The organism is Flavobacterium sp. PS2, from assembly GCF_046250155.1.
Classification (GTDB): Bacteria; Bacteroidota; Bacteroidia; order Flavobacteriales; family Flavobacteriaceae; genus Flavobacterium.
Genome location: NZ_CP176426.1, coordinates 5,291,069 through 5,316,700, shown reverse-complemented (window position 1 = coordinate 5,316,700; position 25,632 = coordinate 5,291,069). Strand labels below are relative to the sequence as shown.

The following is a 25,632-nucleotide window of genomic DNA, read 5'->3' as shown; positions in this document are numbered from 1 at the left end:
ATTTATTTAAAATTCAGATGATTGTAAATAAGTTATGCATAAAACTTAAAAAAACAAGAAAGAAAATTTCCAAAATCAATAGCGGTAAAACTAAGAATCTCAATAATGGCTCTTAGAGCGTATTATAATTTTAAGTGTATAACATTTAGTGAAATACAAATTGCTTACATGACAAAAACTGGATAACTTACAAGAAAAAACTAATGGAATCTATTGAGCTAAAAGAAAAAGAATTTAATGTTTTTGCCTGTTCTAATTGTGGAGGTGAACTTAAATACAAACCTGGCACTACAACTTTAGTCTGCGACCACTGCAATACTAAAAATGAAATTCCTCAAGAAAAAACAATAATTGAAGAACTCGATTTTAATGATTATCTAGAAAAATCAGAATCAGAAAGTCTTGGATTAGAGAAAATGATTCAATGTAAAAGTTGCGGAGCTACATCTTCTATCAATGAAAGCATAAAATCTTTTCACTGTCCTTATTGCAGTACTCCTTTGGTTGAGGAAGATATTCGAGAAGAACGAGTTATAAAACCTAGTTATTTACTGCCTTTTAATTTAGATACCCCAAAAGTTTACAACTTACTTTCGAGTTGGGTAGATGGTCTTTGGTGGGCTCCAAATAATTTAAAAAAGGCAGCTCTCTCTCCAATAGGATTACGAGGTATTTATGTTCCTTATTGGACTTTCGATGTTAATACTCACACTATGTATACGGGAGAAAGAGGCGAAAATTATAAAGTTACAACAGGTAGTGGTGATAATGAAAGAACTCAAATTAAAACCCGTTGGTATGATACTGCAGGCAATGTTTCCATATTTTTTGATGATATCATGGTTCCAGCATCAGGAAGTATTGATCCAAGTTCATTGGCACAATTGGGTCCTTGGGATGTAAATGCTTTGGTGAAAGTTAATGACCAGTATTTGAGTGGTTTTGTAACTGAAAAATATAAGATTAAATTAAAAGAAAGTTTTCAATCTATAAAAGGTCTCATTGATAACAACATTACAAAAAAGATATATAATGACATTGGTGGGGATGATCAGCGTATAAATTCTGTTAACACACAATATAGTAACATCCATTTTAAACATATTTTGCTACCAGTTTATGTTAGTTCTTATCATTATGATGGTAAAATTTACCATTTTTATGTAAATGGAAGAAATGGCAAAATGATAGGCAAAAGACCATATAGCACAACAAAAATTGCACTAGCTATTCTTATTGTATTCTTAATTTTAATTATTGTTATACTACTCTAGAAATTTAGGAGATGCATCAAAATAGTTTATTTAGAACTATACAAAAGACTAATCTTTACGAAATTTAAAATTCGTTTAAGATTGGTCTAAAAACATGAAATAACAATTTTAAACATTTGCATATTTTTTGTCAACAACAAGTAGCTGATTTGATAAAAGAAAAACTAATATTTTTTTAGATTTTTCTATTTCCATAAATTTATTTAAATCAGCTATAACATTTGAAACTACTTTTCCATTCATACTTTTGTAAAAGGGAAATAATTCGACTTGATCGAGATAAACTGTAGGCCGCTCTAAATTAGGATGTATTAGTGCTTGTTTTATTATTATACGATCATTATTAATTGCATAAACATCTTTAAATGTAACATCGGTAGAAATATTAATTTCCTTATTCCAAAGTGAAAATAAAAACAAATCAACAGGAATTGGTTCTACTTGTTTTTTTTCAAATATTGGCAGATCTTGATTATACTCCTTTTCTAATTTGAAGGCAAAATTGGTTTGGTTTTTAGAAATATCAAGTTGAAAGTTGGCTCTTTTCATCCAAAACTCTTTTTTTTCTGAGTAAGCCCATGCTTTACGATAATAATCGGCTGTCCAATGTGTATGATTAACAACCGATTCTATTAACTTTTCTTCATAAAAATTCTTTGGATGCTGAGAATCGGGATTTTTTAAATAGGTATTTATTGCAATCGCAACTTGCAATGAAAAGCGCATTGCTTTTTCTACCCCTGTTGAAGAAAGTGGATCTAATGTAAAAGCAGCTTCTCCAATTTTTACAAACTGCTTATTCCAGGGGTTTTGATTAACAAACGAGGTAACAGAACAAGTTTCTATATGACCGTTTCTTGCTTTGTTTGCTAATGGAGAAAATAATTCGGTCTTGTTCATTAAATCTAAAAGATGCAAATCACTATTATTTTTTAATGTAATTGGATCTGTAAAGCACATAATGCGATAGCGATTTCCCGCAACTGGAGATCCCCATAACCAACCATCATCAACAGCTTCGATTAATGCTTCTTTGGTAGTTGAGTTATTATCTATGTGTGTCCATACTGCAATAGCCGAAGGTGCAATGGGAACTCTCTCGCTTAAAAGTGTCCCTTTGCGACCTCGTGCATCTAGTACTATTTTCGAATTAACTTTAATTTCAACCGAATCGGCTATGATTTCTAATATGAATCCGTTTTCTGTACTTATGGATTGCTTTAATTTTGCGGGTTGTATGGAATGTAATCCTTTTGCAATAGCAAATTCTAGTAACTCCTGATCCAGTTTGCTTCTATCTACAATTATCCCTTCGTTATTTTGACCAGAACGATAGTATATATCGGCTGTATTTTCCCAAATTACCTTGGCGGGAATATTTCTTAAATACGTAGAATCTTCCAGTAAATGACCTGCATTTAAATATTCGAAAATATTGTGAATTCCAGGTGAAAGTGACTCCCCTATTTGTGGTCTCGGAAATTGTTCTTGCTCAAGCATTCCAACCGTATATCCCATATCTAATAAACGTATTGCAGCGCATAATCCGGCAGGACCAGCTCCTAGAATAAAGACATCGAAAGTATCAGGTACCGTTTTCATTTACAATTAATTATTCCAGTTTGGTTTTAATCGTGATAATCTTTCATTGGCTTGTATAGTATAAAATAACCATGATCGTATATAATCACAAGCCGGTCTTCCTTTTTCGATTACTTCATGATGGCATCCACCACCACAAAGGTATCGAGCCCAGCATTTAGAACATGGTTCTTGTGTATTTACATGTCTGGAAGCTAGCCAATTGTTTTGCAAGTCAGCTTGTACACCATTATTTAAGTCGCCCATTTTCCCTACGTCTTCGTTTACAAAACGATGGCACGCAAATAATTCTTCATCTGCAGATACGCCCATATAACCCGCGCCTGCACCACAAGGATAAGGTCTATGTGTTCCTTTGGAAATTTCCTTCAAAGCATTTACCATATTCAAAAAAGGATAACGTTTTCCTGCCAGTACATTTTTCTCAAAATTAAGTCCGCAAGCAATCATATTTTCTAACATGATGGCTAGCTGCTCATTGTTCATTTCATTTTGTCCGTTGCTAGATCTTAACAATGGCGAGAAACCTACACCATGAAAACCCATATTAATAAATTCATCCAGAACAGCAGGAAGGTTTGTATTTTCGGGAGTTACTGTTACTCTTGCTGATACCTGCATTTTTCTTTGCAAAGACAATAAAGGCTGAATATTTTTTATGATTCTATCATAACTTCCTTTACCTCCTTTCATGGGGCGATTAAGGTCATGATCTTTGCCTATTCCGTCTAAACTAATGGTTACTGAAAAACCATATTCTTCAAAAAAAATAGCATCACTTTCTGTAACTAAAGTTCCGTTTGTAGTAATGGAATAACTGACTTGTATTTGTTTCTTTTTTGCAATTGTATCAGCATAAACAGTAGCTTCTCTAATTGCTTGTCTGTTAATTAGTGGTTCTCCTCCTAAAAAAGTAAGTTGTGCTTTGCCTCCTTCCGGGCAATCTTTTAATAATAAATCGATGGCTTTATAAGCGGTTTCTAAAGACATGTTTTTTGTAGGTCCTCCAAAATCACCCTGATCGGCATAACAATACGTACAGCCCATATTACATTTTTGCGCTATTGCTAATGATAAAGCATGCAATGGCGGACTTTGTAAAGGTTCATCTGTAATATATTCGGGAGCATCCAGCCCCAAAAAGTTTAGCTCATCTTGCAGGCCTTTATCATCTTTTTTATCCATTAGGAAAGCTATTTTTTGCTCTACTTCTGGAGAAATAGTATAAAGTCGGCTTCCATTTGGGATAAAAATCTGAGTCGATTGTCCTCCTTTTACCAAATGCGCTTTGGCTGAACGTGGTTTTGATTGCGGGACAATTATTTGTGCCAATTTCGTTGCAATCGACGCATTTTTTTTCTGTTCGGCAAACGTATCAATAACTCCTATCATTTCGTTTTGTTTGATTTAGGTTTTATTTTGCTGCTTTCTATTGCATCATTTCCTTTTATGATAAAGTTGAGTTCGCCTTGCCAATTCTCAAATAAATCTTGATAGGAAATTAATCTTGAATTTTTCCAATCGTCTGGAATATAAGAGCCTGTTCGTTTTTTGGACATCCATAAATCACCTGTACTTAAGCCATTTTCATCTGGAACAATATTTACAAAATCAGGTCTGCTGGCTGCCCAATAATAGCAAGAACATTCACGGTAATCATTTTGCCACGGTGCGCAAAGTCCTTGAGTTAATTCTCCGGGTTTTAAAATTGTATCTGAAAATGCTGCACTATTACCATCAAATACTTTATTAACTACTAATATTACAGCAATATATTTTTCTACATCATGTAATTCCTTTAAATCAACTACAACTTCCTCCATTGAAGGTTTGGCTGTAAAATGACATATTACTTCCTGACCTTGTTTTTGCAAAACGTGAACCATAGAGTTCGACCATTCCATAAACGAAACACCGTTAGGGTTTGCATCCGTCTTTAAGGGAGTATTGTCCCCATCAGGAAAAACGGGACCAAATGTCTGTACCATTGTAGGTTTTCCTTCTATAGCTACCAATCGGTGTCCTACTAAACTTTGAAATTTTATATCGGTAGCTTCTAGTACATAATTATTATTTTCAATAAGAACAATACCATTAAATGTTCTTCTCCAAAGATTTCTAAAATCAAATTCGAGCCCGGGAAAGCAATTCGAAATCGCCGTTCTTGGCAAAACTGCAATAGGGTTTCCTGTTCCTCTATAATGTAATTGTGCGGTTAAATTTGTAGCTTTTAATGGCGAACCGTATGATACTGGCAGCGTATCTGGATTATTATCCTTAAAAATTGATGTTGTTGCAGCCTTTATTATCGTATTAATTTGGCGGTAGGTAAAAGTTAGTGATCTACCATCGGCACCACGCATTAATGCAGGCATTTTTCGAAGTGCTTTACTCGATAAATCACCTATTTCTGTAGGTTTTCGCAATAAATCACCAAACCAGGGCGATGCACCCGAACTTAACCCGTTAAAGACTCTTTCGTGTAATAATTGCAAAGCAAGATTATCTACAAGGGAGGTTGCCATAATGGGTTCAAAAAAACGTCCGAAATCATTTGTATTTTGGCGTACCATTGTACTGGCAACATTTTGTTTTCCTTCGTAACTATTCCCATTCATAATCGTTGTATTCATCAATCGAATAGTTTCAAAAGCTCTGCGAATAATTTCTTCGGCTTCTTCTATACTTACTTCTCCATCTATATCTGTACTTAATATTATTTGTTCTAGCTCATCAGACACTACACGAATTGGTAAAGTATCGGGAGCAAAAGATGGTGGCCCTGCACTAATATGTGCTTTGGCTGTTAATGTTTTTTCATCCGAAACCTTTAGTTTAACGGTTACAAAACCATCACATTCATCATCAATATATCCCCAGCTTACTTGCCAGCTTACTTGTTTATCATCTGTATAGGAATAACCAGCAAAAATTTGTGCCGGAGCGGTGTAAAATATATTAGGAGTGCCACTTTCCTGGTAACCACGCCATGTCCCTTTACCTTCGCTTGTATCGTATATTATTAGATCTTCTTTCTTTTCAAAAGTTGGGTCTTCTTGTATTTCTGTTTCACCAGGACCTGTCTTTCTTTTTAAATTTGAACCATAAACTTTACCGCCTGCAGGTGTATATCGCAATCTTAATTCTGGAAACTCTTTTGTTGGTTTTATGTACTGAACAGAACCTAATGGTAATTTTTTATTTGGCAAAAAGTTATTACAATCAGCTAGTAATGGTTTTGATTCATGCGAGGTAATGTTAGTAATTTTTGCTGTCATTTTATCATTGACATCAGTGGTTCTTCTAAATATTTTTATGTTAGCCACATCTACATCCCAACTAATGTCTTTCAGACTTAATCCTGCCTGAACAAGTAATTCTTCTGTAAGAGGCACTAACTCGCCAGGGTTTTGATCTGTTATGGCAAACACTTCCAGGAAAGGTGAAACTGGACGTATTTTTCCTTTTCTATCTGCCAGACTTGTAACCTCCTTAAATTTTATATTTATAGGGTCATGAGTTTTAATTTCTCCTGAAACGGGGTCTACTGTTAAGGTCGTTTTTGGTATTATTTCTCTAAAGTCAAGTGGTTTTTCTTTAGATAATTCAAGGTCATACGCTTCCATTGGTGTATTTGATTCTCCTAATCTGCCAATTGCAATGGGAGGAAGAATTCGTAATTCTATAATTTTCATATTGTAGTATTTTAAATGTTTTAATTGAGTTGAATTAATTTGAAACTATACCAGATTTTCCTGGGTTAAGTGTACAATTGCTTGTAATAGCTTTTTATCAGCTTCTTGTAATCCATTCAAATATTGAATATGTGGTTGGTCTTTAAAGTTCTTTAACTGTACGATAAGATTATTTGATGCTTCGAGAAGGTCTTTGTGTGATCTCCATCTATTGTGTTCTCCAAAAGGCAAATCAAATGTATATGGGAGTGTAAATGGTGGTCCAGCCATTTTGCTGCTATTTTTAGCAATAGGAGTCTGAACCAATATAGTAGCCAGACTTCGTAAATTATACATTTCTCCAAATGAAGAATTGATAATCATACCACGAGGAGAAGTATTCCCAGAATGATTATAACCATCATCTAGTAAAAAACTATGATTTAAGAAATTAAGCAATAATCGATAACGAATATCACACAAGTTTGCCCAAAGTATTGCCTGCGGATCTGTAATTTTTTCACTTTCTGCTTCTACTGCCGAGGCTTTAAACGTTGATTCTTCTATTACATCGATTTTTTTGCCTACATAAGGATTGGTAGCAACATCACGAGAAGGATTAAAAGTGCCTTTGGTATCTTCTAATAATTCTTTATACTCTCTATAGATATGTAAAAACCTTTCGAAATGAGATGGTGTACCTTCTTTTACATCTAAACCTTCTCCCTGCTCTGCTATTTCATTTAATGCATTATAAGCGTCATCACGAGATAATAATGCTGCAACTAATACGTCGGGACTTTTTGTATAAATGCTTTTTCCATCACTTCCTCTGTCACCTTCTTTATATCCACGACCCCATTCGCCAAATTTAGCATGATAGTTATAAGTAGCAGCCTGAAAAGTTTCATCGGATATTACATCAGGATCCTTAATTAATTGAAGTAATACTATAAACAATGCTCCAACGGTATGCGGATCATCTACAGTTGTTTGTACGGATTTCTTAATTTCGGCAGCCAAAGGATCATCACCATCCAGCCAATCCGAAGAAGCTTCGGCATAAACATATTTAGCAAGGGATTTAAGAGAGAATTTTTCTAAAGTAAAAGGAAAAGGATAAAAAGGACTATCCCAAGGATAACTTTCTCTTCCAAAATTTAAGGGAGCTCCAATCACTTTTAATACATTTTGTACCGAGATAAAATGTCCCATTTCTTCTTTGGCAATACCTAAAATTATGTTTTGCCAAGTATGTACTTTTTCTTGATATTTTTCTGGAATTTGAGGTCCACCTATACTGTAAGCAGAGTAAAGATACTGCAACATAAGCCCTTGCTCTATTTCGGCATCTATCTGTAGTAACATAGTAATGTAATCTTTTCCATTAAATTCTGATGGTACCTTAAAACGTTTTGCTTTTTCTAGATTTTCATAAGTGTCGGTAAGACTATCTGTTGCCATAAACATTTTGTTTGCGGCGTTCTCCGTCGGTTTATTATTGGCTTTTGCCCATTCTAATATTGGGGAAATAAAATGGTCTCTTTTCGGATTGTAATTCATAATATATTGTTTAGTTAAATTTCTATTTAATTATATATTGTACTTACTACCAACTCAATTATAAATGCTGATCGTTACTGGATTTTAGCCTTTTAATTCAAATAATAATTTAATAACCTAAACTCATTCTGTTATAACTGTCTAGTGTATTGGTTTTTAGTTGGTATTAGAAGAATCTAAGCTAAGTTTTTAATTAATAAATTTGCCCAGTATAAATACCTGTTTTTCATTGTTATGACATTTTTTTAATAAGATTATTATCTAAGTATTATGGTATGATACAGCATAAAAAAACCAGAATTGATTTAGGAAATCAATTCTGGTTTTTTATTGTAATTTTCGAGGAAATACTAATGAGAGCTATTTAACTTCGATATCATCAAATTCAAATCTATTATTATTTGCTGATTTTACTGTAACGTAGTACTTTCCAATAGGTAAATTGATTTCAATTTTATCGCCTTTTGGGATAATTAGGGTTGATTCTATTGGGATTAATAAATCTGCATTTTTAGTTTTGTTATATTCATCAAACAGAAAAATTTCAACTAGTAATTCTTTATTTTTAAAAGCATTGAGTTTTTCATTTTTTAAAACAACCTTCTTAAAAACGTCATTCGGGTAAACTGATTTTAGGTTTGCTTCAAGATTATTTATTAAAAAATAATCGGCACTTGATTTCATTAAAATATCATTTGCAAATATGGATTTAGGAAGCAAAACTAATTTTTCCTTCGTGTTACTTATAACCGTTTCCTGATTAATTGTAATCGGATCAATGTTTGAATATTCTTTTAAATAACTTCCCATGACACGACTTTCTCCCTCCTCTTCCAAGTGACCATGACCAACATAAATGAAAATTTTTTCTTTTGGATTTTTCTCTAATATTTTCATGATATTCTTGGCTTGCCCTATTTCTCTTGGAACGTTTCGATCTTGATTTTCATGTCCTAAAAGATTAAATCCTAAAGCATTTGCTTTTCTTACAAAATGACCAAAATAAGGATCTTTAATATAGAATCCATTTTTAGAATTTGGGACTACAGTTGTGTTATTATCTTCATTTGGCACAAATGTTTCCATTGAGATAGTTGTGAATCCTTTTTGTTTTAAAATATCTAATAATGACATAGCAAATAATCGATGTTTAGGATAAAAATGATCCTCGTTAAGCATGATTATCTGATTATTATTGGCTAAGTCGGCAATTGTAGTCAAAACATCTTCATTGGTTTTAACTTCCTCTTTTGATAAAGAATTTAGAACTGTAGCATTAAAATCATCTTTTTTATTTTCATGATCTTTAATGAGCAAATCATATTCTTTATTATTACTAATAAAAGAGTTAATAGTAAAATACAATGGCTCTTTGAGCATTATTTTTTTTGGATCTTTTATGGGAGCTTCTTTTATTTTCTCTCTTCCTTGCAGAAAATTTTTATGAGGCTCGACAGTATAATAATTATACAGTTTCATAAAAGACAGTTTTTCCAAATTAGTACCATCCAGATTAATAGCTTTTACGCTTTCTGATGTTCTTTTCAAATTATTAGTATTGTTCAAAATTTGTGTAATGCAAATAATTTTTTTTGCTCCTTTTTGTTTTTCAAGAATGACAACTCCATTTATACTGTCATTTTTTACAACTTCTTCATGAGTAATTGTATCAATTGGCTTTTCAACTTTTTCGAAAAAATATAGTGTTTCTAAATTTTGATCTGTTTTAAAACTAAGTATTAAATTATCAACAGAAACATCTTTAAATCCCTTGATTCTCTTTTTTAAATCGTTTTTCTTTACTTTCGAAAGATCTTCATACGCTACATTCCCTAAGATGTCAATCGAAACATCGAGTGAATCGTTGTAAAATAAATCTCCATAGTTTCTTTCTCCAACTATATAATTATGTTTAATAACATCTTGATTAATTGTTTTGCATCCAATTAGCAATAGGAAACAAGCTGCTGAAAAATAATATTTTATAAAATTAATTTGAATCGTTCTTTTTCTAAACATAATTATTAAAAGGTGAAATGTATTAAAGCGCATGTTTTTAACTATTTGTATAGGATAAAATGACTAAACTATTTTTTAGCCATTAAGCCATGTGTTTGCATACGGATTGTAATTACAACTTTGAGAATAGGCATAATATTTATTTTCGGCTGTTTTTACAGGAATGCTTCCATCTGGGCAGATATATCTGAATTCGCAATCTTGGCAAATCTTTATTTTATCCTTATTAATCTCCCAGAAATCTGTTATTTCAGGTTTAAGAACAATTTCGTTTAGATCATGAATAGCAACATTACCAAAAATTGATTTATCACTAATATATCTCTTTATATTTCCTAAAGAATCAATATATATTGTTCTATTGTAGGCTAGACTATATTTTAGGGATTCATTGAAATTAAAGAGGTCCAATAAGAAATTATCCTGATTGTTAATTTTCATAGATAAAGTTTCTTCCAATGTTTTTGTTTCATAAATAAATTTGCTTTTTATTGGCTCATTTTTAGTGACTTCATAAAAAATAACTTCAGTTATTCGGGCAAATTTATTTTGTAGTTTAATTAATTCACTTTCTAATCCTGCATTATGTTTTATATACAAAACAACAGATTTTACTCTTGCTTTATTAATGAATTTGAGTATTTCTGTCAATTTTTGCAAATCATAATCTTTACATATTATTCTAAGATTCGACACGCCCAAATTATCAATTTTACTTTCTAAAAATTCTTGTGAAATTGTTGTAGATAAACTGGAATCTAAAGTTATTGTGTCTAGATTATAAGGACGCTCAAAACTATTACTTATTGCTGGATATCGCTTTATATCATTACTTACAATAACTAATTCATTGGAAAGGAAAAAACGAATATATTTTTTTAAAACATTCTTGTCGTTATGAAAATCTTCAAATAAGGAGTATATTTCTTTACCAGAATATTCATTTATTAAATCAATTACTTGATTAGGTATTGGATAATAATTTTTCCTTTGAACATCTATTATTAATCCTCTATTGATACCTTTTACTGAAAAACAATTAGAAAACAGTTTGAATTTTTTATTTATCATTTGAATTTTTTAAATATACTGGCTTATCAAATTCGTTACAAATAATTTTGGAAGTTTGGTAAAACTTCGATTCAACATATTTATAGTAACTTTTATAATTCATTGTAAGAACAAGATCATCTTTGGCAGGCTCAGCAATTACTGGTAAACTTATTTTTCGTTTATTCTTCATTATTAAGTAAGATTAAATTTTCGGCAACTATTTTATGAAGAGGAAAATTACATGGGTAGGCAGTCATCCCAAATTGTCCTGAAGGATTAACTTCTAAAAAATAATATTCTTCATTTTTCAATGATTTGATTAAATCGATTGATCCTGTATTGAGTTCCAACTTTTTCATCAGCATATCTATTTTAGTTTCGATATACTCAGGAAGCTGATAAGGAATAAATCTATTCGGATTTTCCCAATCATACGCTCGAAAATCTAATTGAGTTTGTGGGTTACTTTGCGAAAATATTGCCATCGAATAACATTTGCCCATAATATAAAAAACTCTTAGTTCTATTTCTTTCTCAATGTACTCCTGAAACAGAGACGGGCTAAAAGTTTTATTTAAGTTCTTTACCGTTTCTATTTTTTTAGTACTAAAGGTCATTGAACTATTTGACAGTTTTACATGTACGGCTTCTGCTATCGGTTTTGTTATTATAAAGTTATTATTCTCTTTTAAAAATGATTCAAGATTATTTCGTTCTGTAGTTATAATTGTCTTCGGAACACTTAATCCAACCTGTTTTGCTTCATTTAGAATCTCTAACTTAGACTTCCATAAATTTCTTTTAAAAAGCCATTTTTTATCCTCCAAAAGATGCAAAATTAACTCTCGCAAGGCTTTAAATTCACTATACAAAAAATCAGTTAAATCCCTCACAAGAGTAAGCTTTCTTTCATAATCAGTTAGAAAACCAAACTTTCTGCACCAGACTACGGTAATATCCTTTATGTAAACTCTTTGCGTAGAATTTTCGAAATAGGAGTTTTCTATAAAATTGACATTATATGAAAAATATGATTTTCCCAGCATTAATTCTTCATCATCAATCCTGATAACTGGAGTCTTAAAAAAATTCAACCATTCAATAACATTATCGGTATCTCTATCGTCAGGTTTGCTTAATATTAAAATCATAATGTATGTTCTAAAATGTATTTAGGCATATAAATTATGCCTAAATACATAAATTGAAATAAGAATACTATTTGCTAGCTGGATCCATACCATCAAAGTCGTTTAGCTCCTGTCCTGGAACTTGACAAAATGTGTACGCCTTGCCTTTTTCTCCTCCTCCAACTACATTTTTAATCTCTACTTTTTCGCATTCGAAATCTTCTAATTTTTTCATAATTTTATGGTTTTATAATTAATTGTAAGCAAATATCTACGCTTTTTGATATTATTTTAAATAATATATTATCCTAAAATCATATTATATTACTCAAAAAATTCCTACACAAAATTAAAATTATAGTTTTGATTTGATAGATAGAAAGGGTACTGGCGAAGAGGTAGAAATCGAAACTCAAAAGTATATTTCACACAAAACCCCAATAGAATTACTTCTATTGAGGTTTATATTTTTGTCATGTCTTGAAACGATATTATGCTATGTCCTAATTTGGAGTTTCAGTTGAGTCTCCTTTTGTAATATCACTTTTTTTAGTCAGATTGTTTAGGATATTTGGAACCAGCCGCTCGCTAAATCCTGCTATAAAAGACCAAACGACCAACTTTCCAAACGCAGGAGGAATATATAAAATTCTGTAAAAAACTCTAGGGTTTGGAAACAAAGTGCCGCTAATCATATTCCCCAAAAAAGCAAAACCCAATATCATTGCAAAGATTGCTCCAATTGTTTGAACTGCTAATATTTCGGATAGAGAAAAATCCTCATGAACCAATTCTTTATTTCTTGTTCGAGTAATCAAACTTATAGCTGCTCCCAATGCTCCAAATCCACAAATTAGGCTAAAAGTTGCAACTCTAGTTAACATTCTAAATTCCCTTGATTCAGAATTCGACTTCCAATCGTCAGTTAAAGCATTAAGCATTGTTACTGTATTACTCCCTTCACTTTCATCAACATCTCTATCTCCCCCATGAACATCTTCATCGTCAAAATTGTTTGCAGGAGCAACACCCATTTCAATTTCAGTACTATCATTAGGGTTACTTGGTACGGCTACCTCCCCACTAACATAATAAGAAGTATGTGGGCTACTTTTTAAGAATGCAAAATATATGAATGGTCCTAAAAGAAATATTGAATAAAGCAGCGAAATTAAAACGAATGGAGCAGTATTGGTTTGCGATAGTTTAAACAATGTGCGTTTCATAAAAAAGTAATTAAATTAATTTTTAGGTTTTAAAAGACTTTAATATATCCAACCTTCTTTTTAATACTATGTTTTCAGTCTTTAATACCTTTAACATCATTCATTAAGTAGATTTTTGTCATTACTCAAAAGCTTCAATTGATTCCAATTCATAGCCATTTTTTTAGCTTTTTAATAGGAGTCAAATTTTTGTCGGCTTTTGTTCTAAATTCATCGAAACCATAAAACAAAATAAGCAAACAATAAAAGTTTTTCTTAATATTATCTGATTTTCCAAAAACATTCATTCCTGTTTACCCGTTCCTTGATTCTGAATATTCACATAGTGTAAATTTATTGATAATCAACAACTTACAAATAAGTATTTATACGTGTTTTAATGAAGTTGATTAGTTGATCGACTGTTGTTTTATCCTAACTTTTATTTTATTCCATTTCTCCTACAAAACCCTAAATCCCCATAAATATTAGCCCATAAGTTTCGCTATCGGGAAATAAGACTACAAAATTTTATGACCTATCTAAATTAAAGGAATTCTAAAAATGCTATGAATTAGTTAATTAACTATTGATAACTTTTAAATCATGTTTTTTTAAAGAAAATTTAATAAACATTAATTTTGCAAAGTATTATATTTGGCGGCTTATCACTTATAAGACTATTTATTTAGATACTAAAAAAGAAAAGTATCTGCCTATTTACCTATGAAACATATTAAGTTTATATCTGTTATTTTATTATTCTTGCTTTCCCTTTTAGGTAGCACGGAATTTTACAAATACTCTTTTGAACTAGATAATTATAATGGACAAGAACATATTTTAGAGACTGTATCTTCTACTCTATCAATGTCTAATGATTTGGACGTGCATTTTATAATCAAAAAGATTAAAAATCGCATTGTAAGTTCTGAATCAAGTGCCTTAAAAAAAGATTACTACACCCAGTTAGTTCACTTTAAGGTTTTAAAGGACAATGTTATTTATAGTATCGCTACTATATATGAAAATCAGCGACATACTCACCTACACTTATATCAACTTTTCTAGATTTTAAGATTGTGTATTTTTATATGAAGTCTCTTTTGTAATAATGTTTTTCATTATTATAAAGGGGTTATAACTTATAAAAATAATTCTTAACGAACGGTATTCTCTCAGCAGGGAATATACGATACACTTCCATATTCAATATTTTCTCATTTGCAACTCCCTATAAATCATTATTTGGGAGGCAACATATTTATATAATACCTTAAAAATTAATCATGATTATTAGTAAAAAACAATTCCTATTGTACGGTTTATCGTTAATATTTCTAACCTCTTGCGGAGATAAAGCCCAAAAAGACTCTGCCAATATAAAAACACTACCAGTTTACAAGATAACTTTAAGAGACACTGTAGTTTCTAACCGATTTGTTGCAGATGTGCACGCCAAAAATAATGTTGAAATCCATGTACGTATACCAGGATTATTAGATAAAGTATATGTAAGCGAAGGACAAATGGTGAAAAAAGGGCAAATTCTTTTTAAGATTAGCGATGCCGAATTACAAATACAACTTATAAAAGCTGATGCTGTTTACAAAAGCATGTTGGCAGACCTAAGAATGGCAAATGTGGAGCTTGAGCAAGCACAAACTCTTTTTAATAAAAAGGTAATTGCAAATCAGGAATTAGAATTATCTAAGGCAAAACACGATGCGGCTACAGCCAAAGTTGCTCATGCTGCTGCTGAGAAAAAATCAATTAATCAGCAAATAAGTTTTACCACATTAAGAGCTCCATTTGATGGTACAATAGATCGTATTCCGTTTAAGGAAGGAAGTCTTGTCGAAAATGGTTCACTCCTAACTACACTTTCTCAGTTAGACGATGTATATGCTTATTTCTCTATACCAGAAAATATCTATTTCCAGATGATGGCAGACAAAAGCCTGAATACTAAAGGGGATATAAAACTGGTATTACCAAACGGAATGGTATATGACCAACAAGGTGAACTTAAAACTGCCGATGGAGAGATTGACAGACAAACGGGTTCTATCCAATACAAAGCCAAATTTAATAATCCGCAAGGTTTTATAAAACATGGAACATCAGGAAAATTGATTATTTCTGAGCCAAGAACCAATGTTATGCTAATTCCTCATAAAGCAGTTTTCTCTATTCAGGATAAGCAATTTGTGTTTGTAGTAAACAAAGAGGGCATCGTAAAAATGACCAATATTACCATTGCAAACACTCTTGATGATGTATATATCTTAAACAAAGGGTTGAAAAAGAATGATCTTATCGTACAAGAAGGAACTCAATCACTAAGAGACGGAGATAAAATCAATATTAAACAAATGCAAAGCGCAAGCTTGTAATAAACCCCATACTTACAATTAAAAAGATATAAAATGATAGAGATGTTTATCAAAAGAAAAATATTATCATTAATCATTTCGGTTATGATAGTTTTGCTCGGAATATTAGCTTTATTCCAGCTACCTATAACACAATTTCCAGATATCGTTCCGCCATCGGTAACAGTTACAGCAAAATATACTGGTGCTAATGCCGAAGTTTCTGCCAATGCAGTTGCGCTTCCTTTGGAACGAGCCATAAATGGTGTGCCGGGAATGACTTATATGTCTACAGTTACATCAAACGATGGTTTAACGCTGATTCAAGTATTTTTTGAAGTAGGAACCGATCCCGATCTGGCCGCGGTAAACGTACAAAACAGGGTTACCACAATTCTGGATGAACTTCCCGAAGAGGTTATACGTGCCGGAGTAACTACCGAGAAGGAAGTTAACAGTATGTTGATGTACCTGAATGTTACTAGTACAGATAAGATTCAGGACGAACAGTTTATCTTCAATTTTACGGATATTAATATTCTTCAGGAATTAAAGCGTATTGATGGTGTTGGACGTGCAGAAATTATGGGTCAGAAAGAATATTCGATGCGAGTATGGCTTGATCCGCAAAAGATGCTGTCTTATAATATTTCGGCAAACGAAGTTATAAACTCATTGCAAAAGCAAAATATATCTGCTGCTCCGGGTAAAGTTGGTGAAGGATCAGGACAACTGGACAGTCACGTTCAGTATGTTATAAAATACGGAGGAAAATTCTATGAGCCTAAACAGTATGAAGAAATACCGCTAAGAGCCAATTCTGATGGTACTATCTTAAAACTGAAAGATATCTCAAAAATAGAATTGGGATCTATGAGCTACGGAATGGTTTCTAAGACTGACGGAAAACCTTCGGCTTCGATTATGCTTAAGCAAAGACCAGGTTCTAACGCATCTGAGGTAATTGCCAGCGTAAAAGCAAAAATGGCAGAATTAAAAGGAACTTCTTTTCCTCCGGGAATGAATTATAATATTGCTTATGATGTATCTCGTTTTCTTGATGCATCTATAGACGAAGTTTTAGTGACTCTTGTAGAAGCTTTCCTTCTTGTTGCCTTTGTAGTTTTTATATTCCTTCAAGACTGGCGTTCTACACTAATTCCTGTATTGGCGGTGCCTGTAGCTCTTATTGGTTCATTTACTTTTATGTCGATGATGGGCTTCTCTATAAACCTTCTTACGCTTTTTGCTTTAGTACTATCGATAGGAATTGTCGTCGATAATGCCATAGTGGTCGTCGAAGCCGTACACGTTAAAATTACGGAAGAACACATGGATCCTTTACCCGCCACCATAAGTGCGATGAAAGAAATCACGGGTGCCATTATTGCAATTACTATTGTAATGGCTGCTGTATTTATTCCTGTAGCTTTCCTTAGCGGGCCTGTTGGGGTTTTCTATAGGCAATTCTCGCTTACTATGGCTATTAGTATTGTAATTTCGGGTATAAATGCGCTTACGCTAACTCCTGCTCTATGTGCTATAATGCTTAGGCGACATGATCCAAACAAAGAGAAAACATCATTGTTAGACCGTTTCTTTTATCGATTTAATAAATGGTTTGATAAAATCACTTCAAAATATATAAACGTACTTTCTAAACTTGCAGACCGTAGCACAATTACGATAGGACTTTTAGTTTTATTCTGTATTCTTACTTGGGGAACATCAGCTCTTTTACCTTCAGGATTTATACCTTCTGAGGATCAGGGGATGGTATATGTGAGTGTAACTACACCACAAGGTGCAACAGTAGAACGTACAGATAAAGTACTTGATGAAGTAACACGTATAGCAAAAGGAATAGAAGGTGTAGATAATGTAACGACACTTGCAGGTTATAGTATTGTTACCGAAATCGCTGGTGCATCTTACGGTATGGGAATGATTAACCTAAAAGATTGGAGTAATCGAGATATATCAGTAAACGACTTTATTGCAAAATTAACAGAGAAAACAAAAGGCATTTCAGATGCGCAAATTGAAGTTTTTGCTCCGCCTACAGTTCCTGGATTTGGTAATACTAGCGGTTTCGAACTCCGTTTACTAGATAAAACTGGAGGTCCGATTAGTAACACAGATGAAGTTACTAAAAACTTTATAAAGGAACTAAATGCCACGCCCGAAATACAAAATTCATTTACGAGTTTTGATGCTACTTTCCCTCAATATATGATACATATTGATTATGATCTTGCAGCCAAAAAAGGGGTTTCTGTAGATAATGCTATGTCGACTTTACAAACAATGTTGGGATCGTTTTATGCTACAAACTTTATTCGTTTTTCTCAGATGTATAAAGTAATGGTACAAGCAAGTCCGCAGTTCAGAAAAAATCCTGAAAGTATACTAGATATGTATCTTAAGAATGATGCAGGCGAAATGGTTCCGTTTTCTACATTCGTAAAATTAGAGCGCGTTTATGGTCCAGAAGTTCTTACACGTTATAATATGTATATGTCGGCGATGATCAATGGCGAACCTGCTCCAGGTTTTAGTTCTGGTGAAGCCATTGCAGCTGTAGAAAAAATTGCTGCCGAAAAACTCCCAGGCAAGTTTGAACTGGAATGGTCAGGAATGACCCGAGAAGAAATCCTGTCTGGAAACCAAACGATATACATTTTTGCCCTGTGTTTGTTGTTTGTTTACTTATTACTTGCCGCTCAATATGAAAGTTTGCTACTACCCTTCCCTGTACTATTATCGCTTCCTGTAGGTGTTTTTGGTTCTTATCTTGCGCTTCTCGCTGTGGGGTTAGACAATAATATTTATGCCCAGGTTGCCTTGGTAATGCTTATAGGACTACTGGCCAAAAATGCCATCTTGATTGTAGAGTTTGCGATGGCTCAAAACAAACTAGGACAAGGTATAACTGAAGCTGCTATAGAAGGTGCCAGACTTCGTTTTAGACCTATCTTAATGACATCATTTGCCTTTATTGCCGGACTTATACCTTTATGTGTTGCTTCTGGTGCGGGTGCAATTGGTAACCGTTCTATTGGTACTGCGGCAGCTGGAGGAATGTTTATCGGGACTGTTTTTGGTCTTTTAATCATTCCTGGTCTTTATATACTATTCGCAAAACTTGAAAAAGCTTCGAAAAAATAAATTTAAACAATGAAAAATTCACTTAATAAATTCTATAAAAATACAACACCTTCGGTAAGTTTCGAAGGAAGAAAAGCAATGTATGTTTTGCCAATTGTATTTACTATGCTATTATTTGCTTGTTCTGCCCCTAAGGTGGCAGAACAGCAAAAGGCTAAAACATTGCCAGAGAACTTTGATGTTAATCGTAAAACAACAACAGACAGTTTGCAGGTTTTTATTCCTGTAAAAACAGAAACATATTTTAAAGATCCTGAATTAGAAAAAATATTAGATATCGTTATTGCTCAAAATCCTGATTATCTGGCAATGCAAGAAAGAATTCAGATAGCAAATTCTCATCTAAAAGTTGCTAAACTGGCTTTGCTCCCATCATTTGATTTGGGGGCTGACCTTTCGGGGACGCGTTATGGTAAATATACAATGGATGGCGTAGGAAACTTTGATACCAATTTTTCTCAGAATATATCAGAAAAGCAAAGAATCAATACAGATCTTACCCCTAATTTGTTCTTAGGCGGAAAAGTATCTTGGGAAGCTGATATATGGGGGAAATTAAGCAATCGAAAAAAAGCTGCTCGTCAGCGATTTTTTGCTTCACAAGAAGGAATGAGATTATTACAAACCAGACTTTTGAGCGATGTTGCCGAACTATATTATAAACTGATAGCGCTAGATAAACAAGCTATTATTTATGAAAAAAACCTTAAAACACAGCAACGTGCACTTGATATCGTTTCTGCACAAAGGTCTGTTGGTAAGGCAACTGAATTAGCCGTACAGCAATTTAATGCTCAAAACAATAATATTTTGGCTGAAGCCGAAGAATTAAATCTTAGTATTGATCAAACCGAAAAAGCTTTATTGACCTTGTTGGGAGAATATGGTGGTAAGATTACCAGAAGTAAAGAATTCTTATCAGGACATCTTGAGGTTTTGAATCAAAAAATAAGTGTTGATTCTATTATTCACAACCGACCAGATGTATCACAAGCGTATTTTGAATTATTGGCATCAAAAGCCGATGCTAAATCTGCTCGTGCTGCTTTCTTTCCGACTGTAAACTTGGGTGGTTATGCTGGATTTAACTCCTTCTCTTTCTCCACATTTTTTGATAGCGGCTCGTTTGCTTGGCAATTACTTGGAGGAATTACAGCTCCGGTATTTAACAAAGGCCAAATTAAGCATGAATATTTTACAGCCAATAAAAGACAACAAATTAGTTTTCTTGAATATCAAAAATCTATCACTGTTGCTTACAATGAGTTGAGTGCATTATTATATCGTACAAAAGCTTTTGAAGATGTGCTTGAATATAAATCAAAGGAAATTGAGCACCTTGAAATTGCAGTAAATGTTTCGAATGATTTGTATTTGAGCGGATATGCAAATTATCTTGAAATAATCAGTGCGCAAAAAAACAGACTTCAGGCTGAACTTGATTTTGTCGATATGCAATTAAAGAATGTAAACTCTCAAATATTATTGTATAAAGCTCTGGGTGGAGGAATAAATTAATTTTTTTATAAGTAAACTTAATCATAATGAACCCGATGTTGTATCGGGTTTATTTTTTTAGACTAGTCTCAACTTAACCCTTTTTTATTATTTTTGATCGATTTTAAAAAACATCAAAAAGAACCCGTTAAGGCTGGGAATAATCTCTAAAAACCTGAAAATGAAACAGAAATCTATACTTTTTATTTTTTTAACGGTGCTTTTAATTTCTTGTAAGGATACTGTAAAACAGGAAAATACCTCTATGACACCTGACAGTATAAAACAAGAAGAAAAAAATGCAGCATCAATAATTACAGATTCATCAACGGCTGTTTATTTTATAAAAACCAAAATGATACCCGCTACGGATGAACTTAGAAAAGTCATCACAGAAAAAATTGAAAGCGTAGAAAGTGTTGATTTTACAGGCGATAAAATTCCTGATTATATCTGTAAAACGGCGATAGATTCGTTAGGAATTGGAAATGAATACTGGATTTCATCGGAATATAAAATTATAAAAAAAGCAAAACATTATGACGGTTTTCATTATCGTTGGTTTATAAATTTAGATGATGATCCTGAACCTGAAATATTTGAAACAAACGGTGACGAGGATGGTGCTGATTACACTATTAGGGATCAGGATTTAATAACAGGAAAAGACAAAATATTGCTTTATATCAATCCGATTATCATTGAAAATCAGAAAAAGTATTGGGGGTATTCCTGGGACGTAAAAAATATAATTGCCCGTAAAATCGGAACCGATATTGAACTGTTCTGCTCTTTAAACCATAAAGTAATCAGAGACGGAAATGAAGAATATGACCCGAAATTTCAGAAAATAATGCCCGTAATCTTTTTTACGGGACATCATACACAAGAGAGTGGAGATCATTTCATAAAAGAAGAACAATGGTTAACATTGAAAGAAATCATCAAACAAACCAAAAGATAAACCCCTAAAAAACAATACTTAATCTTTTGCCTAATTTTCTAAAGCTTGTGTTTTTTTTATTAAATATTCGCTCAGGTCCTGAAAAATTTACTAAACACATAGAAACATAGATTTTATATGTAAAAAAGAGCAACGAAAAGAAATACATTTCTTTAACATAAAGAACTATGTTTATTTTAAACAAGTAAAACACCTATTCTGAGAATCCAAAATCTATGTTTCTATGTGTTAAAATAATTACAACCAATAGATTATATTTTAAAATTCATTAGGTTTTGTTTTTGGATTATAAAGCATTGCCGTACATAAACAGTTTTTCCTTTCTTTACTCATTAATATGGGGCAATTAATACAGGATTTGCAGCTTTCCCAAAATCGTTCGTCAGTAGTTAATTCAGAATAAGTAACGGGTTCAAAACCGAGTTCATGATTCATTTTCATTACTGTCAGCCCTGTGGTTAGACTAAATATGCTAGCATTAGGATATCTTTGGCGGCTCAGCCAAAAGATTTTTCTTTTAATTCTTTTGGCAAGACCAGTATGTCTGAATTGTGGAGCGACTATTAATCCTGAATTAGAAACAAATTGTCCATTACCCCAAGAAGAGATAAAAGAGAAACCTGCCCATGTTCCGTCAGATGCAAAAGCAATAATAGCTTCTCCCTTTTTCATTTTTTCCTCTAGCGATTCTGGAGAACGTCCTGAGATTCCTGTTCCCCGTGCTATAGCCGATGATAAGGTCGTTTCGCAAATTTCTTTTATCCAAAATAGATGGTTGGCATTGGCGATTTCAATGGTGAAAGTTAGTAATTCCTCAACTGGTTGAATACCTAATAATAAGGCTGTTTTGTCTGGGAATGGATCAGACAATAAAAAAGGGTTGTCTGAAAAACTTATGGTACGTTGTCGGGTTTTCATATCTAATTTAGCGTATTTTGATTTTATTAATAATGCTAATACAAAATGAAATATTCAAATTACATACCAATGTAGGTTTATGGTTGCTGTCTAAGCGTTACAAGCTGTCTTTGCTTGGTTTACGCCAATAATAAGATATTTATTGGTAGATTCTATCCCTATCATTATGATAAGATTGTATCATAATGATATGTCATTAAGTTAAGAGATTTTAGATTTAAGATCAACGATTGTAGACTTTTGATTTGGTGTTAATAAATAAAAAAAACACCTATTTTAATCGGTTTCACATATCTGAAATCAATCCCGACGCTTCGGGACGTTAGTCAAAAATCTTAAATCATTTTTAAAATTATTGCTTAACTTAATGACATTGCCCGAAGCCTCAGGATTACTTCTTTGCGAAAGGTTTATTTATTACAATCATAATAAAATTAAGTAGCAAGCAAACTTTTATAATAAGCTTCCACATCTTTCCAGTGATAATATGGTGCTTTATCTGTTTGTATAGTTGGAACAAGGATTTCTTTTTCGTGCAGAAGGAATTTTACAAGTATATCATCTGATTTTGATTTTCTGAAAAATACAATTTGTATGTTCCCAGCCATTGGCGCTACTTTAAAGTTGCTCCAAGCTTCATAAAATTTAGCAGGATCTGAGATGCTATTATAACTTCCGTCTAAATGAAGTAACATCGCCAACGGAATTATATTACCATCATGAGCAAAACGTAGAGTTGCTCCTTTTCCTTTAGAAGTAATTATTTTATTGGCACTTTCCAGAATATTTTTTAATGTAGGCTTTTGGTTTTCAAACATGATTCCGTTATTAAGGGCTGAGTTTGCATCGTTTACATACAAGCGATAGTTGCCACTTTGCCATAGGTCAAACAATTCCTGTTTTTCGAATAAATCATAAAAGGATAGTTTTGTTTCGGTATTTTGCATCCCTCCCGCTATGGCAAATAACTTTTTCATGAGATCATCAGGATTTACTTTTTTAACGATATAATCAGTATCAGAAAATAGAGAATTTACTAAACGATCTGGGTTTGTATGTTTAGCTTCAAATTTTAGGAATTCTTCTTTCCATGTGTCTTTAGCAGATCTAAAAGCAATTGCTTCTTTTGTATGATAGTTTAAATACTGTTGCCATTTTATACCCGCATTTCGAGAAATTTGCAGGCTTGGATTAAGTTCTTTAATGCGTTCGCTAAAAGCATCCATACTTAGTACAACACGCACAACTGTTGTGGCACTGGCTTCTACTTGAGCATCTTTTGCAAAAACTTTTGGATAATGCGCATACATACGTTCTGCGATTCCTCTTTGCTCCCTTTGTCCTAATGGCGTAAGATCGCCCCCTCTAAATTCTACTTCAGTCCAAAGTTCCTGCAATCGTTTTAGAGCATCTTTGCCTAAAGAAGATAATGCTCCATTTTTATTAGCATCTTCAAATAGGTTGATAACATCTTTATAATCATTATCACTTATTAAATAACGGGAACCATGTCGCCCAAAATGACTGATATAAAATGCCTCATATCCTTTTGGTACCGGTGTATAAGCTACAATATCCTTATCTGGATAAGCGTAATGTACACCAGCAGTTTTTTCGGGAGTATCAAATAATTCTTGTTGGGTAGTTTGGGCTAAAATAATAGACAAATTAGCTAGCGTAAATAATAATGATAAACGGATTTTTTTCATTTTGGTTTAGTTTTTTGCGAAGTAAATATATTGTAAATACTAGAAAATGATTGCGGTTATTTTGATCATTAAATTATCATTAACATCTTTTTCTATGTGAGTATTATCGGTTTGATAAAATTGTGGTGCATGAAAATACACTTCGCTAAAATCGAAGCAACGAGAAATGATTAAATAAACGTATTGTAAGTACTATTTGGCGTTATGAAAAAAGTTAGACTTTTTCAGCTTTTCGCAATCGCATCCAAACATATCCAAGTGCAAGGAAAACCATTGTTGCACTGGCATACATAAGCATCGGAATGTTTGCAATTACATCCTGATACATCCATCCGGCAACAAGTGCGCCAAGACCAATTCCTGCTTCAAGGGCAATATACATAGTTGCCATGGCTTTACCTCTATGATCTGCAAAACTCATATCGACAGTCCAGGCATTTAGAGCAGGTGAAACAATTCCTGTAGCGATTCCGTAAATTGCTGCTCCTACTAGAAGTCCGCTAATTGAGGTTGAAAAGCCAACAATGATTAGTGATATTATTAAAAAGATAAGTCCAATCCCAATTAAATGTAAACGCCCATATTTATCGGATGCTTTTCCTGCTCCAAAACGAATCATTACCGATGTAATTGTAAAAACCATAAAGAATAAGCCTTTGTTGGTTATTCCTAAATGCTGACTCCAATCGGGGATTAATGTAAGTATGACTCCATATGCCATATAAGAAAGGAATGTTACTATGGCTGCAGGTAAAACTTCGACAGCAATAATATCTTTTCTGGAAATTTTTAGGATATGCAAGCTAAAACGCTGTTTGTATTTCAACGTTTCTTTCATATTCATTAGAATGACAATGGACAGAAGAGCAAAAACGGAAGATGCATAAAATAGCATGTTCATGGATGAATATATCTTAATTGTACTCCCAATGGCTGGCCCTAATGCCATCCCGATAGAAAAACAAAGACCATGTAAGCCCAACGCTTCGCCCCAACGTTCTCTCGGAACAATATCGGCAACATAAGCTGCTGTTGCTGTAGGTTTAAATCCTGTAGAAAATCCGTGAATTAGTCGCAAGAATAAAAAACCTGAAACCGTCCCTAAAATTGGATAGAGAATTCCGCAAACAAAGCATACAATTGATCCGACTGCCATAACAGGAACTCTACCTAATGTATCGGTTAACCGACCACTGAATGGTCTTGAAATTCCGGCTGTTAATGTAAAAAGCGCAACAATTAATCCTTTATATTCTGCTCCACCCATATTGCTTAAATATTCTGGAAGTTCAGGAATTAGCATATTAAAACTAGCAGAAAAGAGTAAGGAACTTAAACATACTAATCCAAACTGAAGATTATAGATTGGATGAACGGCTTTTACAGGGGAATTCATGAGGTATTTTTAGAAATGCAAAGATAGGCAAAACTCTAACCTCAAACTAACGGATAATTGAAGAAATTGTTATGTAAAAATAGTT

The 25,632-nt window shown here is 32.9% G+C and carries 18 protein-coding genes; 5 read left to right on the top strand and 13 right to left on the bottom strand.

Annotated elements, in window-relative coordinates; genetic code table 11:
* Nucleotides 1-203: 203 nt before the first annotated feature.
* Nucleotides 204-1,274 (top strand): hypothetical protein, encoded by a 1,071-nt coding sequence (locus ACJ6WR_RS22780; RefSeq protein ID WP_409416618.1) that lies wholly within the window; start codon nt 204-206, stop codon nt 1,272-1,274.
* A gap of 108 nt (nt 1,275-1,382) precedes the next feature.
* Here the strand turns inward: ACJ6WR_RS22780 and ACJ6WR_RS22775 are convergent, their stop codons facing one another.
* From ACJ6WR_RS22775 to ACJ6WR_RS22730, 10 genes are all read right to left on the bottom strand, one after another.
* Nucleotides 1,383-2,876, bottom strand: coding sequence for an NAD(P)/FAD-dependent oxidoreductase (locus ACJ6WR_RS22775; protein WP_409416617.1), 1,494 nt, complete (start codon nt 2,874-2,876; stop codon nt 1,383-1,385).
* Nucleotides 2,877-2,882: 6 nt separating this feature from the next.
* The gene (locus ACJ6WR_RS22770; RefSeq protein WP_409416616.1) at nt 2,883-4,268 is read right to left on the bottom strand and encodes a radical SAM protein; all 1,386 of its coding nucleotides are present in this window, start codon (nt 4,266-4,268) and stop codon (nt 2,883-2,885) included.
* Complete coding sequence (locus tag ACJ6WR_RS22765; protein WP_409416615.1) at nt 4,265-6,571, bottom strand: hypothetical protein; 2,307 nt, start codon at nt 6,569-6,571, stop codon at nt 4,265-4,267. Before ACJ6WR_RS22765 ends, ACJ6WR_RS22770 begins: the two co-directional genes overlap by 4 nt.
* 45 nt (nt 6,572-6,616) lie before the next feature.
* Nucleotides 6,617-8,113 (bottom strand): ferritin-like domain-containing protein, encoded by a 1,497-nt coding sequence (locus ACJ6WR_RS22760; protein WP_409416614.1) that lies wholly within the window; start codon nt 8,111-8,113, stop codon nt 6,617-6,619.
* A 360-nt stretch (nt 8,114-8,473) separates the two neighbouring features.
* Complete coding sequence (locus ACJ6WR_RS22755) at nt 8,474-10,132, bottom strand: hypothetical protein (RefSeq protein WP_409416613.1); 1,659 nt, start codon at nt 10,130-10,132, stop codon at nt 8,474-8,476.
* A 75-nt stretch (nt 10,133-10,207) separates the two neighbouring features.
* On the bottom strand, nt 10,208-11,203 hold the full coding sequence (locus ACJ6WR_RS22750) for a hypothetical protein (protein ID WP_409416612.1): 996 nt from the start codon (nt 11,201-11,203) through the stop codon (nt 10,208-10,210).
* Nucleotides 11,193-11,375, bottom strand: a complete 183-nt coding sequence (locus tag ACJ6WR_RS22745; RefSeq protein WP_409416611.1) for a hypothetical protein — start codon at nt 11,373-11,375, stop codon at nt 11,193-11,195. The genes ACJ6WR_RS22750 and ACJ6WR_RS22745 overlap by 11 nt, the downstream gene beginning before the upstream one ends.
* Entirely contained in the window at nt 11,365-12,336 is a 972-nt protein-coding gene (gene gwsG / locus ACJ6WR_RS22740) for a grasp-with-spasm system ATP-grasp peptide maturase (RefSeq protein WP_409416610.1), read from the bottom strand. The genes ACJ6WR_RS22745 and gwsG overlap by 11 nt, the downstream gene beginning before the upstream one ends.
* Before the next feature lie 67 nt (nt 12,337-12,403).
* On the bottom strand, nt 12,404-12,550 hold the full coding sequence (locus ACJ6WR_RS22735) for a hypothetical protein (RefSeq protein WP_409416609.1): 147 nt from the start codon (nt 12,548-12,550) through the stop codon (nt 12,404-12,406).
* Between the two features lie 268 nt (nt 12,551-12,818).
* Nucleotides 12,819-13,541 (bottom strand): hypothetical protein, encoded by a 723-nt coding sequence (locus ACJ6WR_RS22730; RefSeq protein ID WP_409416608.1) that lies wholly within the window; start codon nt 13,539-13,541, stop codon nt 12,819-12,821.
* Between the two features lie 1,268 nt (nt 13,542-14,809).
* On the opposite strand from ACJ6WR_RS22730, the gene ACJ6WR_RS22725 reads away from it, so the two are divergent.
* The 4 genes from ACJ6WR_RS22725 (at nt 14,810) to ACJ6WR_RS22710 (ending at nt 21,524) form a co-directional block, all read left to right on the top strand.
* Nucleotides 14,810-15,916, top strand: a complete 1,107-nt coding sequence (locus ACJ6WR_RS22725; protein ID WP_409416607.1) for an efflux RND transporter periplasmic adaptor subunit — start codon at nt 14,810-14,812, stop codon at nt 15,914-15,916.
* A 33-nt stretch (nt 15,917-15,949) separates the two neighbouring features.
* Nucleotides 15,950-19,063 carry an efflux RND transporter permease subunit gene (locus tag ACJ6WR_RS22720; RefSeq protein WP_409416606.1) on the top strand — a complete coding sequence of 1,038 codons (3,114 nt, stop codon included), beginning with the start codon at nt 15,950-15,952 and terminating at the stop codon, nt 19,061-19,063.
* Between the two features lie 9 nt (nt 19,064-19,072).
* Nucleotides 19,073-20,581: a TolC family protein gene (locus ACJ6WR_RS22715; RefSeq protein ID WP_409416605.1), complete on the top strand. Its 1,509-nt coding sequence runs from the start codon at nt 19,073-19,075 to the stop codon at nt 20,579-20,581.
* 160 nt (nt 20,582-20,741) lie between these two features.
* Nucleotides 20,742-21,524, top strand: coding sequence for a hypothetical protein (locus ACJ6WR_RS22710; RefSeq protein WP_039117379.1), 783 nt, complete (start codon nt 20,742-20,744; stop codon nt 21,522-21,524).
* Between the two features lie 258 nt (nt 21,525-21,782).
* On the opposite strand, the gene ACJ6WR_RS22705 is transcribed toward ACJ6WR_RS22710, so the two are convergent.
* The 3 genes from ACJ6WR_RS22705 to ACJ6WR_RS22695 all read right to left on the bottom strand — a co-directional run bounded on the left by ACJ6WR_RS22705 (nt 21,783) and on the right by ACJ6WR_RS22695 (nt 25,547).
* Entirely contained in the window at nt 21,783-22,442 is a 660-nt protein-coding gene (locus ACJ6WR_RS22705) for a GNAT family N-acetyltransferase (RefSeq protein ID WP_409416604.1), read from the bottom strand.
* A gap of 434 nt (nt 22,443-22,876) precedes the next feature.
* A complete protein-coding gene (locus tag ACJ6WR_RS22700; RefSeq protein ID WP_409416603.1) occupies nt 22,877-24,151 on the bottom strand; it encodes a histidine-type phosphatase in 1,275 nt (424 codons plus the stop codon).
* 214 nt (nt 24,152-24,365) lie between these two features.
* Complete coding sequence (locus ACJ6WR_RS22695; RefSeq protein ID WP_086895397.1) at nt 24,366-25,547, bottom strand: MFS transporter; 1,182 nt, start codon at nt 25,545-25,547, stop codon at nt 24,366-24,368.
* Between the last annotated feature and the right edge of the window lie 85 nt (nt 25,548-25,632).

Excerpts from the sequence above, each read along its gene's own strand:
- ACJ6WR_RS22700 (WP_409416603.1), bottom strand. The coding sequence starts at position 24,151 with ATGAAAAAAATCCGTTTATCATTATTATTTACGCTAGCTAATTTGTCT.
- ACJ6WR_RS22765 (WP_409416615.1), bottom strand. The coding sequence starts at position 6,571 with ATGAAAATTATAGAATTACGAATTCTTCCTCCCATTGCAATTGGCAGA.
- ACJ6WR_RS22750 (WP_409416612.1), bottom strand. The coding sequence starts at position 11,203 with ATGATAAATAAAAAATTCAAACTGTTTTCTAATTGTTTTTCAGTAAAA.
- ACJ6WR_RS22720 (WP_409416606.1), top strand. The coding sequence starts at position 15,950 with ATGATAGAGATGTTTATCAAAAGAAAAATATTATCATTAATCATTTCG.
- ACJ6WR_RS22730 (WP_409416608.1), bottom strand. The coding sequence starts at position 13,541 with ATGAAACGCACATTGTTTAAACTATCGCAAACCAATACTGCTCCATTC.
- ACJ6WR_RS22770 (WP_409416616.1), bottom strand. The coding sequence starts at position 4,268 with ATGATAGGAGTTATTGATACGTTTGCCGAACAGAAAAAAAATGCGTCG.
- ACJ6WR_RS22760 (WP_409416614.1), bottom strand. The coding sequence starts at position 8,113 with ATGAATTACAATCCGAAAAGAGACCATTTTATTTCCCCAATATTAGAA.
- ACJ6WR_RS22745 (WP_409416611.1), bottom strand. The coding sequence starts at position 11,375 with ATGAAGAATAAACGAAAAATAAGTTTACCAGTAATTGCTGAGCCTGCC.
- ACJ6WR_RS22780 (WP_409416618.1), top strand. The coding sequence starts at position 204 with ATGGAATCTATTGAGCTAAAAGAAAAAGAATTTAATGTTTTTGCCTGT.
- ACJ6WR_RS22715 (WP_409416605.1), top strand. The coding sequence starts at position 19,073 with ATGAAAAATTCACTTAATAAATTCTATAAAAATACAACACCTTCGGTA.
- ACJ6WR_RS22710 (WP_039117379.1), top strand. The coding sequence starts at position 20,742 with ATGAAACAGAAATCTATACTTTTTATTTTTTTAACGGTGCTTTTAATT.
- ACJ6WR_RS22735 (WP_409416609.1), bottom strand. The coding sequence starts at position 12,550 with ATGAAAAAATTAGAAGATTTCGAATGCGAAAAAGTAGAGATTAAAAAT.
- ACJ6WR_RS22695 (WP_086895397.1), bottom strand. The coding sequence starts at position 25,547 with ATGAATTCCCCTGTAAAAGCCGTTCATCCAATCTATAATCTTCAGTTT.
- ACJ6WR_RS22775 (WP_409416617.1), bottom strand. The coding sequence starts at position 2,876 with ATGAAAACGGTACCTGATACTTTCGATGTCTTTATTCTAGGAGCTGGT.
- gwsG (WP_409416610.1), bottom strand. The coding sequence starts at position 12,336 with ATGATTTTAATATTAAGCAAACCTGACGATAGAGATACCGATAATGTT.
- ACJ6WR_RS22705 (WP_409416604.1), bottom strand. The coding sequence starts at position 22,442 with ATGAAAACCCGACAACGTACCATAAGTTTTTCAGACAACCCTTTTTTA.
- ACJ6WR_RS22755 (WP_409416613.1), bottom strand. The coding sequence starts at position 10,132 with ATGTTTAGAAAAAGAACGATTCAAATTAATTTTATAAAATATTATTTT.
- ACJ6WR_RS22725 (WP_409416607.1), top strand. The coding sequence starts at position 14,810 with ATGATTATTAGTAAAAAACAATTCCTATTGTACGGTTTATCGTTAATA.